This is a genomic window from Microvirgula curvata (genome assembly GCF_054781615.1).
Genome location: NZ_BAAGUB010000015.1, coordinates 46,315 through 59,861, shown reverse-complemented (window position 1 = coordinate 59,861; position 13,547 = coordinate 46,315). Strand labels below are relative to the sequence as shown.

Sequence of the window (13,547 nt, the reverse complement as noted above, 5' to 3'; positions counted from 1 at the left end):
GGAGGCGACATGGCCAGCGAGAATGAAGCACGACAGCTCCTGCCCGGGGTTGAGGCCAGCCTGACCGCATTGCCGAACGTGGTCGGCATCGGGGTCGTGCTGGCCGACGAGTCGACTCACGAGGCGGCGATTGCCGTTTATGTGCGACGCAAACTCCCGCTCGAGGTGCTGCAGGCTGGCCAGGTCGTGCCGGAAACGGTCGAAAGCACGGTCAACGGTGTCGTCGTGCGGGTCCCGACCCGGGTCATCGAAGTCGGTGACTTCAAGCTTTGAGCCCGGCACGGCTGGCCAGCCACGCGCGCAGCCGTGCCAGGAACACCGGGTCCACCGGCCTTGGCAGCTGATACTCCTCAAGGCTGGATTGCCCGGCACTGCGCTTGAACAGGTGATCCAGATCGGGAAAGAACAGATAGCGGCAATCGCGCCCGGCATCGCGTGCGGCCGCCAGCAGCGGCCCGGCATCGCGCGTCGGGGAGATCTGGAAATCGGCGCCGCCCTGGCACAGCAGTATCGGACAATTCACCCGGCGAATCAGCCCGGTGGCCGGATAGTCGAGGAAGGCCTTGTACCAGGTCGGGGTCCGGAAGGCGGCCAGCAGATGATGCGGCACCTGCTCCCCGTCCCAGGCCTGGCCGGAGCGGACCAGTTGCGCCAGCGTGTGCGCATCCGCCTGCTGGGCTTCGATCTGTTGCGGGCTCAGGCCGAGTTTGCGGCCCTGGACCAGAATCTGGTCGGCCAGTATCTGGTCCAGATCACGCCCCATTGCTGCCATCAGCACCACGCCCTGCACTCCCGGTCCGGCAGCGGGTTCGCCTGCCAGTGCCAGAGCGATTGTCGCCCCCTGGCTGTGCCCGATCAGGAACAGCGGCTGACCGGCCGCTTCCGGACGGGCGACCAGCCAGGCCAGGCAGGCCCGGGCATCGGCAATGTCGGAGGCCAGGCCCCGGTCCAGCGCATCGGCTCCGAGCCGGGTGCTGCCGGCGCCGCGGGTGTCGAACCGCAGGCCGAGAAAGCCATGTTCGGCCAGATCGTCCATGATTTCATGGCTGCCGATGTCAATATCGCCGGCGATGCCATGCCGGTCATGGGTGCCGGAGCCGCCGATAAACAGCACGGCAGGGAACGGACCGGGTCCGGCCGGAATGGACAGGCTGCCGCCAATCGGCGTCACCGGCCCGTCGATTTCCACGTCCTCCAGCCGAAAGCCGGCACCGGAGGGCATCCGGTAGACCGGGGGTGGCCGGTCCGACCGGGGGAAATCCTGCCAGTCCGGCATCGGCGGGGCATCGCGGCACAGCGTGGCCTCGACCCCGGCATCCGGAACGCGCGCGACCTGCATCACGCCCGCGGCATCCAGCAGCACCTCGCTGCGGTGTGACGTGCAATGCCAGCGACCGGCAGCGGTTTCCGCATCGCCGGAGGGCCAGGTTTCGTAGGGAACCGTCACCAGCGACGGCACAAGAAACACTTTCAGTTTCAGATTCAGGTCAGCCGCAGCGGCGTTTTCGCCGGCCAGCGACGCATAGATCAGCGCCATTGTCGCCGGGAAGGTACTGTCGACCAGGAAGCGGGCCCCGGCCCGGTCCACCTGCTGGGTCGATCCGTCCGGCAGCAGGATTGCCACCTGTTCGGCCCCGAAATCCAGCTGCTGGACAAGATTGCCCTGGTTGCGCAGGCAGTAACGAACCGGATCGAGCGCAGCCGTGCACAGCAATTCGCCATCCGAGCAGATCCTGCCGCTTCCCCATCCCGCCACCCGCTGGTCAATCACGGCCCGGAATGTCAGCCGGTGCAGACCGCCGTCCTCGTCGTCATGGCAAGTCCATTGCTGGATGAACACCTGCCCGGCCAGCGTCACCTGATAAAACAGCGTGGACTGCTGGCCAAACAGGCGGTCAACCCAGGGCGGGGTCATGCCGCCCCGCTCCTCAGGGTGCCCAGACAGCCATCGGGGTCATTCGGCGCGATCAGCAGGGCGTACCCGGCGGTGGTCGGAATGTACAGCGCCTGATGACTCCGGCCGAGAAACACCAGTGCTTTTTCCTTGTTTCCCAGCCGGAACCAGCCGGCCCGGTAGCCGGGCAGCCCGACGCCGAACAGACGCCATGCCGGCTGCAGGGCCGGGGTGGTGCGCAGGTCGACAACGCGGGCTTCGCTCAGGCGAAGCGCCGCGGCGGGAATCGTGCGCCCGAACAGGGTGCCGCGAATGCGCAGCCCGTCGCCCGACGCTTCAAATGCCGGGGCCTGGACGACACACACCAGCAGGACGGCCAACACCAGCAGCAGGGAAACCAGAACCCACACGATTCCCCGAAACTCGTACTGTGCCATTTCGTAGATCTGCATCCGGTCTCTCCCCTGGAACGCTCACCTTGTCAGGCCCGGGCCGGACGCCAGTGCAGGCTCCTCGTTTACCTTAGTGCCCGGGTGCGTGATACGCAACGTCATTGTCATAAAACACTGCCTGCCGGGAACCTGCCCCGGGTTCCCGGCGCAGGACCAGGCGTCAGATCCCGCGCATCCGCGTGCGCAGGAAGGTCAGGTACTTCGGGTCCTCGGTGTCGAAGATTTCCGGCCCGTCTCCCATATAGGCCCGCGCCAGTTCGTCGGCGGCCTTGTCCGGATTGCCGCGTTCGAACTGGATCTCCCCGAGCCGGAGATGGATGAACGGCGTGCCCAGCGCATCGGGACAGCGCATCGCCCGGGCCAGAAAGTCGTAGGCCTGGTCATACTGCCCAAGCAGGAAATGGCTGTCACCGAGGGCAATCAGCAGCCACAGGGTGGCATCCCAGCGCTCGATCGGCGGCGGCAGCAGCGCCAGCGCCTCGCCATAGGCGTCGAGGGCGGCCGGCAGATTGTCGTCCTCCTCGATCAGACGATTGCCTTCTTCGCTGAGCGCAAGCACCTTTGCATACAGCGCGTCGTCGAGCTCTTCATTCGGTTTGCCCATGCGGTCCGGCCCCTGTCCTGATCAAAAAATTGCGTTCTGTCGAGTCTATCATCGCCCTACGGCCATTTGCCGACATGCCCCCTCGGCTTTCGGTACTGGATGCCGAGCCTGGCGCCATTGGAACTGTTCAGCGGTCCCCATTCCAGCTCGTAGTTGCTCGAATCGAGCATGAAGGTACGCACGGTCTTCGACTTGGCACCGGTCTTGTAGCCGACCCGGTTCCACCAGGCGACGGCATCGGTGATATGACCCATGTGGATCTGCCGGTCCATCTTCTTCCAGACCCGGGGCCCACCGAGCGTGACGGCCACCGCCACTTCGCGGACACCGTTTTTCATGCGGACCAGGCCCTGGCGTTCCATGCGCGCGATGACTTCCCTGCCGGTGCGGCTCCCCTTGCCCGGCGTGCTGCCCACGGCCCGGCTGCGCGCCGAGCAGCTCTTGCTGTTGTGCACCAGCGCCTGGGCTTCGCCGTCCCCGGCAAAGTAGTTGTGGGCCGAGGCCACTTCGAAATTGTAGACCCGGGCGGAAAGCGGGCTGGCCCGGACCGCCTCGACTTCAAGCTCGCTGCCATCCGGCTGGAGCAGGTGATCTTCCGGCTGGAGCTGATGGGCCTTGACCCAGCCGCGATCGCGGGTCCAGTACGGGTGTTCGCGGGTGGTGGCCAGCGTCGCGCCGCCGCGAATCAGCAGATCCAGCATGTCGCTGGCATCGCGCTGGTGCGTGGCCAGTACCGGCCGGCTGACGACCTTGTCGCCGGCTTCCAGCGCCAGCACCCGTTCGCCCACGCGCAGGGTCTCGATATTGCGCAGACCGTCCGGCGTCGAGATCCGGGTGCCGGCCGGGAAGCTGAAGCAGCCCGACTCCAGCGCACCCAGCATGTCCTGCCCATCCGAGGCACTGAGCAGGCGGGGGTTCTCGCTGCTGCTGGTCGCGCTGCGCAGGCTGCGGCTTTCCAGCGAGCCCACCCGGCCAGCGACATCGTCACCCTGGCGCGTGACCCGGCCCAGACTGCTGCCGGCCTCGCCGGCCACGCTGTCCAGCACGCCGGCTTCACCGCGCGCAATCATGCGGCTGCCGCTGCGCGCCAGGCTGCCGATCGCCGCACCGGCACCGGCGCTGATGCCACTGAACAGGCCACCGGTCAGCGTGGACTCGGCGATCTCCAGCGGGCTGCCGCCGCCCATGGCGGAGAAGGCCGCGCCTTCCACCGCCCCCACCGCGATTTCACCGACGATGCCGACCGCCACGCCGGCCTCGGCCGCCACGCCGCCGATGGCCCCGCCGGCAGCACCGATGGCGCCACCGGCGAACAGGCCGGCATAGGTCTTGCCCTTGCGCCAGTCCCAGTACGCCGGATTCATCTCGTGATTGACCGCCGCCGCACCCGAGTAGGCGCCGGCGGTGGCGCTGATGGCGACCACCGAGGCAAAGACCAGGGCGGAGACGATTTCCTCGCCATCCGGATCGACCAGCGACAGCGGATCGTTGCCCACATAGCTGTACGGATTGGAGAACTGGCTCAGCGGGTCCGGCTGCAGGAAGCGGCCCAGGGTCGGGTGCTGGTAACGGGCGCCGAAATAGTTCAGCCCGACCGGCTGGTCCAGTTCCATGCCGCTGAACTTGGGCCGGAAATCATCCTTCCCTTCACTGCGCGCCGTGTCGATGGCGCCGAACGGCTGGTAGGCCAGCGTGGCGCTCTCCTGCGCCTGCTCGTCGGTCACGACGGCCGAACTGCCGAGGGTGTCGGTGTGGAAATACCGCTCACCGGGCTGCGGCAGGCCGTCGCCGGACAGGGGCTGGCCGGCTGCCGGCCGGACCGGCCGGCTGTCACCGTCGTCGCTGCGGGTAAAGGCGGCGATGCGTCCCTGCGGGCCGGCGATATAGCGGGTGTAGCGGGTCTGGCCATTATGGATGGCGACATCGAAGTCGCCGGACACGTACAGCGATACCGCGCCGGACGCGTCGCTGCGCTTGAGCCGGTTGCCGGCAAAGTCGTACAGGTACGCGGTCTGCACCTGACCGTTCAGGTCGGCCGCACGCAGATTGCCATCGCCGCTGTAGTGATAGCGCCAGTCCTCGCCGGGCCAGTGCAGCCGGGTGACGTTGCCGGCGCCATCATGGGCGACCTGCAGGCCGTTGTTGGCCCCCTGCAGCCGGTTGCTGCCCTCGACATAGTCGTAGGTCACCCCGTCCTTGTGCAGGATGTTGCCGGCCGGGTCGTAGTCGAAATCCTGCAGCCCGTAGGGGCCGTTGGCCTGGGCGAGCCAGCCCATGCCGTCGTAGCGGAAGCGGTACTGTTCCGGCTTGCGGGCACCGCGCTGGACGGTGGTGCCGACCAGCTGGCCCATGCGGCTCCAGTCATAACTGGCGTCGTAACGGGCGCCGCTGCCGGCAGACGCTGTCAGGCCGCGCGGGCGGCCCATGTCCTCCTGGTACGAGTAGTAGTCGAAACGGGTGCGGACCCCGTTGCCGTAGACCACATCGCTGACCTGGTTCTGCGCGGTATAGGACCGGTAGTCGGCGACAGTGCGCGGTGTGGCGTCGGCGCGGTCGCGGAAGGTCAGCGTCGTCGGGTTGCCCACCGCATCGTAGGCGGTGTCCAGGATTGCGTTGTCCGGATAGATCAGCCGGGTACGGGCACCGTCGGGCGCGTACTCCGAGGTCTGGGTATAGACCCGGCCATCGATGGCCAGCGTTTCCGTGCGCACCCGGCCATAGCGGTCATATCCCATCGACTGGGTCGCGTCGGCACCGGTGACCCGGGTCAGTACCCCCAGGCCGTTGGCGGCTGCATCGTCATAGCCATAGTCGTAACGCTGCCCGGGCTCGCCGTCCCGGCTGGTCGACTGCCGGCGCACGCGGCCCAGCGCATCGTATTCATAGCGAATGACGGTCTGGTCCGGCGCCTCGACACGCGCCAGCAGGCCCTTTGCATCGTAGCGGAAGTACTTTTCGCCGGTATCCGCGCTCTGCGACCAGACAATGCGGCCCAGCGAGTCGTAGCGGAAACGGATCAGGTCCCCGCGCGGGCCCAGTGTTTCACGGGTCTGCACCAGCGGATCGTACTGGTAGCTGACCACGGCACCATTGCTGGCCGTGGTGCGCAGAAGCGCATCGCGCACCGAACTCTCGCGCAGCGTGCTGCGCTCGTCGGCCGTACCGGCCGCCAGCGTGGTACGGACCTTCAGTTCTCCCTGCAGGTAGTCGACGGTCTGCACCGTGCCGTCCGGCTGGGTCATCCGGGTCGGCCGGTCGCGGTTGTCGTACAGGTAGCTCACCCACGCTGCCGGCTCCTGCACGAAGCGCGGGAAGCTGCTGCGGCCGAGGCGGCCGGCCGCGTCGTAAACCTGCTCGGTCAGAACGTCCGCGCCGCCTGCCGGGCCGCTGCGCACCGTGCGCAGCGGTCGGGACAACCCGTCCACATACAGTCGGGAGTATGGCCAGCGGGCGGTGTCCTCCTGCGCCCAGTCGCTGCGCTCGCGCGTTTCGACAAAGTACCCGGCGGCATCCTGCCCGTAGTGATAGGTTTTCAGCAGCGTCGTGGCGGCGCCGCTGTCCGCGCCGGGGCGCGGGCCGAACTCGCGCACCCTGCGCCCCAGGCCGTCAAATTCGCTGCGCTGCTCATTGCCGTTGGCATCCACCTCAAGGGTGCGGTTGCCAAACCCGTTCTGGTAGGCACTGCGGGTCTTGAGCCGCACGCCGTTGTCCAGCGCCGGAGAGGTGACGCTGACCACATAGGTCTTGCCCGGATCGACCTCAAGCCTGGTGGTCTGGCCGGCCCAGTCGGTCATGGACACCATATTGCCGAAGCCGTCGAAACCCTTGGTCTGGGTCAGCCAGGTCTTGTTCTGGTCATCCCAGGCACCAAGCGTCAGCGGATTCATCGCCGCGTCGTAGCCGGTCCGCTCCCAGCGCAGATCGACCGACTCATCCCAGCGGCGCTGCGGGTCCTGCAGGAAGGCGTTGCACGCGGCTTCGCTCCGGGTGGAACGATGGCTGTCGATATAGCCCAGCCGCCATTGCACCGGGTCGTTGCGATAGTGCCAGCAGTCGAACAGATCGTCGGCCGGCGAGGCGGCATCCCCGAGATCCTGGGTCAGAAGCGGATTGCCGTATTCGTCATAGCGGTAGCGCTTTTCGGATACGTAGTCGGCCTTGCCCGCGGTAAAGGTGGACGAACGCTCGCTGGCGCGAAGCGTTGCATAGACCCCGGGATACGGGTTGAGCACCTGCGGCACGAAATTGCCGCGCGACAGCAGGGCACCGTCCGCCGCATATTCCCCGACCTCTTCCATGAACCCCGTCAGCGGGTATTGCTGGAGATAGCGGGTCAGCGAATAGCGGCCGTCAAACAGCCGGGTACGGCGTACTTCCTGGAAGCCCAGCCAGCGACGCAGCTCGACCTGGGTCCGTGCGCCCTTGTATTGCAAGGCGTTCGGATAGTCGTTCCCGCGGCCGTCGAACGGGGTGTAACGGTCCACCAGGTACAGCGGCGTGCGGATATCCAGCGTCGGATAGGCCACCTTGTCGCCATCGCGGTAGACCGCATCATCGGTCATCGGCCGATAGCTGAAACGGGCCCCGCCCCCCAGTCCGTTGGTGACCGTGGACAGCAGGTCCGGTGCGCCGGCGCTGTGGACCAGCACCGACTGCCCACCCTTGCTGTCGGCACAGATCAGATCGGCCAGCGCATCACCGTTGAAATCGCTGTTGCCGGCGCGGACCGTGCCGCCCTGGCACCAGTTGGCGCGAATCAGGCCATCGGCGCTGTTGTTGCCGGGCACCAGTTGCGTGCCGGTGGACACCATCAGCGACTGGCGGCCGTTCTTTTCGTGGCAGAACGCATCGGCCAGACCGTCACCGTTGAAATCGCCCCAGCTGAGCCGGCTGTCACTGCCGGTGCACCAGCCGGCCCGGACCAGGCCATTGGCATCGTCGTTCGGGCCGGCCAGTCCCTTTCCGGTCGACAGCAGCACCTGTATCGAGCCATTGGCCTGACGGCAGCTCAGATCGGCCAGGCCATCACCGTTGAAATCCGCGCTGCCGATCTGGTCGTCGGGCCCGGCGCACCAGTTGTTGCGCAGCACGCCGCGCGCATCCTGATTCGGCGACACCAGTTGCGTGCCGGTGGACACCAGCACCGACTGCCGGCCATGGTCGTGGCAGAACAGATCGCTCTGACCATCGCCATTGAAGTCGCCCCACGACGTCGTCGCGCCCTTGGCCGAACAGAACTGGCTGGCTACCTGGCCGAGCGGCGAGTTGTTCGGCGAGCGAACATCGCTGCCGGTCGAAACCAGTACCCGATGGTCGCCATCCTCGCAGTCGCAGGCCAGATCGCCCCGCCCGTCGCCGTCGAAATTGACAAAGCGCGGGCGGCACTGGCGGCTCGCCTCGCACCATTGCGGCGGCGTGCTCAGCAGGCCGCCGGAACGGCCATTGACGCTGATCACGTCGCTGCCGGTCGATGCCATGACCTTGAATGTCGAGTCGCCGCTGGCGCACACCACATCGGTCTTGCGATCGCCATTGAAGTCGGTCCAGCCCAGTGTCCGGTCTTTGCCGGCACACCAGTCCTTCGTCAGGTTCAGTTGTCCCCTGGCGCGGTTGTTGGCCGGGCGGGCCTGGGTACCGGTCGACACCAGCACCCAGGCCTCGCCTTCGCGGGTACACAGCAGATCGGGCCGGCCGTCGCCATTGAAGTCGGCGTCGTCCACCACGGCCGATTCCCCGCTGCACCAGTCGCTGGCCAGCAGCCCGCCGGCGCTGCCGTTCGGCGAACGCACGTCCGGCGTGGCGGCTTGCCAGGTGAAGCGCGTCGGCGCGAGGCAGTCGCCGCTCCCGCCGCCCGGACACACGGTCACGCTGTCGAGCAGGCTGCGACGGGTCGTCGCACTGACCGCATAGCCGAGCCGGTAATCCAGCACGGCGGCGCCGTCGGCCGAGGTACGAATGCGCGTCAGGCGCTTGTCCATCAGGAAGCGTTGCCCGCCGATATAGCGCGGCATGCGATCGGGGCGGGGCTCGTAGTCGAAGCTGACTGCCCGGCTGCCGCCGGTCATGCCCTGCGCCGGGTTTTCGGTGTAGCGGATCTGCGCCGGCAGGTTCTGCAGGCCATCGCTGGCCGTACTGTAGTGGACGGTGACGGCATTGCCGTTCAGATCGGCAGAGCGGGCGATCTGCCAGCTGACGATCTCGCTGGCACCGGGCACACCGGGGCGGGAGTCGGCGGTGGTCCCGAACGCCAGCGCCCAGCCGGCCTTGTTCCAGGCCTGGAACGAGCAGGGACCGCTGCCGCAAACGCCCCTGGCGACCACGCGCGTCCACGACTCGCTTTCCGTCCGGTATTCGGAGCCGTCCTGACCATAGCGGCCCTTGACGGCAATCAGCCGGGCGCCGTCCAGACAGAACCGGTCCCGGTCGTTGAAATTCACGCTCCCGACATAGCCGTCCAGCGGCGTCGTGGCCGGACAGCGGGTAATGATGGACAGCCCGGTCAGGCTCATGCCCAGCCCGGCTATGCCCTCCCCCTGCTGGCTGTTGTACTGCAGCGACAGCAGCGGTTCCACGCCGACGATACCCGGCGGCACCTGGATCGGCAGCTCATAGGTACTGGCACCGAGCGCACTGACCTCGGTATTGGCTCGCAGCGCCCCGGTCTGGCCGGCGTCGGGGCCAGCCTGTGCCGGCAGCCCGACCAGCAGCAGGAGCAGCGTCCCGACAGTCCGGCGCCCGGCACGGGCAAATCTCGACAGCAGTGACGACGGAATCAGGCGCATGGAGCGGGCTTTCGGCAAATCTTGCGGGGAACGGGGGTGACAACGGGACAGCGGGTGCATGAACCCCGCCCGCGAGTGTCGATCCCCGTCTTCAACAGCAGTCTGCCGGGAGCAGGTATCAGCGGCTTCCGGCAGGCGAATCACGGTGTCAGTTCACCGGCTCATCGTTGACAAGCACCTGTCCTTTCAGACCATCGGTGCCATTGATGCCGATATCGGATCCCACCGAACCGATGCCGCCCGGCGCGCCTTGCGCCCCGCCGTGGCTGCCGCCTGCGCCGCCGTTGCCGCCCGCACCGCCGGCTCCCGGTGTGCCCTTGTTCCCGCCCACACCGACGCCATTGGTGACAATCAGCATGCTGCTGCTGGAATCCGGCACATACTTGATGCTGAGGAAGCCGCCGTTCCCGGCATTCTTGCCGCTGCCCGAGGCACCACCGTCACCGCCCTTGCCGCCGGGACCGCCATTGGCACCATCCGGCTGGAATGCGCCGCACGTCGTGCCATCACCGCCCTTGCCCCCGTTGCCCCCCTGCTGCCCGGCCGCACCATGCCCCCCGCTGCCGCCATTGCCGCCGCGTGCGCTGACCGTCAGCGTACCGACCAGCTTGCCGATGCTGACATAGACCGTCGGGCCGTTTCTGCCCGCCGTACCGTCGAAACCGCTGGCACCGTTCAGGCCGGGTTTCCCGTCGCCGCCAACCGCCGCATTGTGCGCCACCGATCCTCCGCAGCAGTCGCAGGCAGCCCCGCTGCTGTCCTGACCGTTGCTGGCCTGCGGCTGGGTCGGCGGTGTCGCCCCGTTGTCGCCGTCGACACCGTGCACGGTCAGGTCATGCGTCGCCGGCGAGTCACCACCGGGAATCTTGATCAGGGTGTCGCAGACAAAATGGCAGTCCACCGAGATATCGATGAAACCGCCCTCCTTGATGGTGACGGTGCGGAAGTTGGTCAGGGAGGAATTCTTAGTGATTCTCAGCGGGTTGGTTGCCGTCACCTCCCGGTCCGTGGACTGGTACACATGGAGGGGCATGAAGGGGAAGCGCTGCTCGGCGGCAGCAAGCGCGTCGGCACTCAGCGCCTTGCGGCCGAAGATATGGTTCACCACCGCCTGGCGGGCCATGCCCGGTTCGACGGCGAGCATCTTTTCCGCCGTCAGCGGGCTTTCCGCCAGCTCGGGCTGCCGGGGAATGGCGGCCAGCTCGCGCATGCGCTCGATGCCGCGAACCGGAACCAGGATGGGGGCATGGCCCGTATGGGCATGCGGGTCCAGGCCCAGTTGCAGAGACCGCTGCGTGTATCGATCCGGACTGTTCGGCATTGCTTCGCTCCTGATGTGGCCTGTCACGATGACGGGCGCATTGAAATGACCTAGTGGTTATACATCAGGCAACACAGCCGTATTTCATGGTTAATCTTAAAAGATTAACTATTAGTCATTAAAAAACGGACTAATCAACTTCTAGTTTTTACGCATTTTTTCAGTAGATTGACGATTTTTGCACCCGATAACGCCCTGAATGGCGAAATAACTTGTCATGTCAGAAATGTGTTTTGATTATACAAACAAGTATAATGAAAAGCGTATCCTGGCTGCCCAGGCCACCGGCACAGCCGGGGCGGGGCGGACGAAGCGGCAATCCGGCGCAGTTGGCATGGCCGGATATCACTCACTATGATTCCATGACCGTGGGATGGCTGCGCCAGGCTTCAAGGACCGGGCTCACAGTGGCATCAACAGTCGTCCGGTGTGCGTAACGCAGTTCCTTTCCAGGTGCGCCACATGACCCAAGACGCAAAAGCCGGACTGATGCAATGCTATCGGCAGATCGCATGGTGCCCCGCTGCCGGACACGACAACGACTGGCTGAAAGCGGTATTCAGGCAATATGGCGCCGGCAATGGCCGGATACTGGACCCGTTCTGCGGCTCGACCGGTCTGCCCCTTTGCGCCGCCATCCACGGCCATGAAATCATCGCCGTGGATTCCGATCCGCTGGCGCGCATTTTCATTGAAGCCATCAGGGCCAATTACCGCTATTTCAAAGCGCTGGCCGTGTATCCGGCCGCAATCCCGGACCACGAGGCCCGTCAGGCGATCGTGCAGATCCAGCAGTCCGGCCAGTTCGATCACCACCCGGAGTCGGTTCTCGCCCTGCTGCACTGCATCAGTCATATTGACCATTGCGCCTTCCCGGCCGACACCGGCGACCTGACAGACCGGTACGCGGCGATCAGGGCCGATGCGGAGGAATTTTTCTTCCAGCTCGAACCTTACCAGCTGGTCATCAGCAAGAATCTCGGCTATCAGGCCGTGGCGGTCGGTGCCCTTGCCATCCGCAACCAGGTGGACCTGTGCCTGTTCGATCCCCCCGGTTTCAGGGCGGAAGCGCCAGGCCGGGCATGGCAGACGGTGCGGGCTTTTCTCGGCCTCGCCCAGCCGTCTGCCGATCATGGCGAGGGCACTGGCGAAGAGGCGCTGCTCCCGCTGCTGGCGGCCTGCCACGACGCGCTGAAGGCGGGCGGCCACATGCTGTTTCCCCTCCCGGCCGATCACCACGCGCAGCAGGAAACGCTGCTTGCAGCCCTCCGCCGCCTCGGACTGGATGCCCGCGGCGAAGAACTGCAGGGCAGGCCTTTTCTGGCCCTGCAGAAGCCGGACCAGGCGAATGCGGCCTGAGCCCCGGCGCGAGAGCCCCTGCCCTAGCGGCGCCCGCGCTCGTACCAGGGCCGGGATGCATTGACGATGCGAACCACCACCAGCATCACCGGTACTTCGATCAGCACGCCGACCACAGTCGCCAGCGCAGCACCGGAGTGAAAACCGAACAGGCTGATGGCGGCCGCCACGGCCAGCTCGAAGAAGTTCGACGCACCGATCAGTGCCGACGGGCAGGCGATCGTGTGCCGCTCACCCACCATCCGGTTCAGCCAGTAGGCCAGCGCCGAATTGAAGAACACCTGGATCAGGATCGGTACTGCCAGCAAGGCGATGACCAGCGGCTGGCGGAGAATGGCCTCGCCCTGAAACGCGAACAGCAACACCAGCGTCAGCAGCAGTGCGGCCATCGACCACGGGCCGATCATTGCCATTGCCCGGTCGAAAGCCGCCTGTCCGCGGGCCAGCAGCGACCGGCGCCACAGCTGGGCCAGGATGACCGGCACCACGATATACAGTACGACGGACGTGAGCAGCGTGGCCCACGGCACCGTGATCGCCGAGATACCGAGCAGGAAAGCCACCAGCGGCGCAAACGCCACGATCATGATGCCGTCGTTGAGCGCGACCTGCGACAGCGTGAACAGCGGGTCGCCACCGGTCAGCCGGCTCCAGACAAAGACCATGGCCGTGCATGGTGCGGCGGCAAGCAGGATCAGACCGGCGACATAGCTGTCGATCTGGTCGGCGGGCAGCATCGGCGCGAACAGCTGGCGGATGAACAGCCAGCCCAGAAATGCCATCGTGAACGGCTTGACCAGCCAGTTCACGAACAGGGTGACACCAATGCCGCGGACATGCTGCCGCACCTCGTGCAGTGCGGAGAAGTCGACCTTGACCAGCATCGGGATGATCATCACCCAGATCAGCAGGCCAACCGGCAGGTTGACCCTGGCGACCTCCATCCGGCCGATGGCCTGGAACACATCGGGCAGCCACTGCCCGACCGCCACTCCGGCCACGATGCACAACCCGACCCACAGCGTCAGATAGCGCTCGAACACGCTCATCGGCGTTCCCGCCTCGTGCCGGGCGATCGTTTCGCATTGAACGGACATGACTGCGATTTCCTTTCGTGAAGCAGGCACGGCGGCGG

At 66.3% G+C, this 13,547-nt stretch carries 8 protein-coding genes; 2 read left to right on the top strand and 6 right to left on the bottom strand.

Translation table 11 applies throughout. The features are described 5' to 3' along the window. The first annotated feature begins 9 nt into the window (after positions 1-9). Positions 10-273, top strand: coding sequence for a hypothetical protein (locus ACYVG8_RS08800; protein ID WP_028499764.1), 264 nt, complete (start codon positions 10-12; stop codon positions 271-273). Here the strand turns inward: ACYVG8_RS08800 and ACYVG8_RS08795 are convergent. From ACYVG8_RS08795 to ACYVG8_RS08775, 5 genes are all read right to left on the bottom strand, one after another. Then, complete coding sequence (locus ACYVG8_RS08795; RefSeq protein ID WP_460745439.1) at positions 263-1,915, bottom strand: alpha/beta hydrolase family protein; 1,653 nt, start codon at positions 1,913-1,915, stop codon at positions 263-265. The genes ACYVG8_RS08800 and ACYVG8_RS08795 overlap by 11 nt on opposite strands. Then, entirely contained in the window at positions 1,912-2,346 is a 435-nt protein-coding gene (locus tag ACYVG8_RS08790) for a PH domain-containing protein (RefSeq protein ID WP_107890190.1), read from the bottom strand. Before ACYVG8_RS08790 ends, ACYVG8_RS08795 begins: the two co-directional genes overlap by 4 nt. Before the next feature lie 160 nt (positions 2,347-2,506). After that, positions 2,507-2,950, bottom strand: a complete 444-nt coding sequence (locus ACYVG8_RS08785; protein WP_107890191.1) for a tetratricopeptide repeat protein — start codon at positions 2,948-2,950, stop codon at positions 2,507-2,509. A gap of 56 nt (positions 2,951-3,006) precedes the next feature. Beyond that, entirely contained in the window at positions 3,007-9,732 is a 6,726-nt protein-coding gene (locus tag ACYVG8_RS08780; protein ID WP_460745437.1) for an FG-GAP-like repeat-containing protein, read from the bottom strand. 148 nt (positions 9,733-9,880) lie between these two features. Beyond that, positions 9,881-11,053, bottom strand: coding sequence for a hypothetical protein (locus ACYVG8_RS08775; RefSeq protein WP_051528949.1), 1,173 nt, complete (start codon positions 11,051-11,053; stop codon positions 9,881-9,883). Between the two features lie 462 nt (positions 11,054-11,515). Between ACYVG8_RS08775 and ACYVG8_RS08770 the strand changes: the two genes are divergently transcribed. Further along, complete coding sequence (locus tag ACYVG8_RS08770; RefSeq protein WP_460745435.1) at positions 11,516-12,412, top strand: hypothetical protein; 897 nt, start codon at positions 11,516-11,518, stop codon at positions 12,410-12,412. A 23-nt stretch (positions 12,413-12,435) separates the two neighbouring features. On the opposite strand, the gene arsB is transcribed toward ACYVG8_RS08770, so the two are convergent. Continuing rightward, the gene (arsB, locus tag ACYVG8_RS08765) at positions 12,436-13,509 is read right to left on the bottom strand and encodes an ACR3 family arsenite efflux transporter (RefSeq protein ID WP_028499769.1); all 1,074 of its coding nucleotides are present in this window, start codon (positions 13,507-13,509) and stop codon (positions 12,436-12,438) included. Between the last annotated feature and the right edge of the window lie 38 nt (positions 13,510-13,547).

Excerpts from the sequence above, each read along its gene's own strand:
- ACYVG8_RS08785 (WP_107890191.1), bottom strand. The coding sequence starts at position 2,950 with ATGGGCAAACCGAATGAAGAGCTCGACGACGCGCTGTATGCAAAGGTG.
- ACYVG8_RS08790 (WP_107890190.1), bottom strand. The coding sequence starts at position 2,346 with ATGCAGATCTACGAAATGGCACAGTACGAGTTTCGGGGAATCGTGTGG.
- arsB (WP_028499769.1), bottom strand. The coding sequence starts at position 13,509 with ATGTCCGTTCAATGCGAAACGATCGCCCGGCACGAGGCGGGAACGCCG.
- ACYVG8_RS08800 (WP_028499764.1), top strand. The coding sequence starts at position 10 with ATGGCCAGCGAGAATGAAGCACGACAGCTCCTGCCCGGGGTTGAGGCC.
- ACYVG8_RS08775 (WP_051528949.1), bottom strand. The coding sequence starts at position 11,053 with ATGCCGAACAGTCCGGATCGATACACGCAGCGGTCTCTGCAACTGGGC.
- ACYVG8_RS08795 (WP_460745439.1), bottom strand. The coding sequence starts at position 1,915 with ATGACCCCGCCCTGGGTTGACCGCCTGTTTGGCCAGCAGTCCACGCTG.
- ACYVG8_RS08780 (WP_460745437.1), bottom strand. The coding sequence starts at position 9,732 with ATGCGCCTGATTCCGTCGTCACTGCTGTCGAGATTTGCCCGTGCCGGG.
- ACYVG8_RS08770 (WP_460745435.1), top strand. The coding sequence starts at position 11,516 with ATGACCCAAGACGCAAAAGCCGGACTGATGCAATGCTATCGGCAGATC.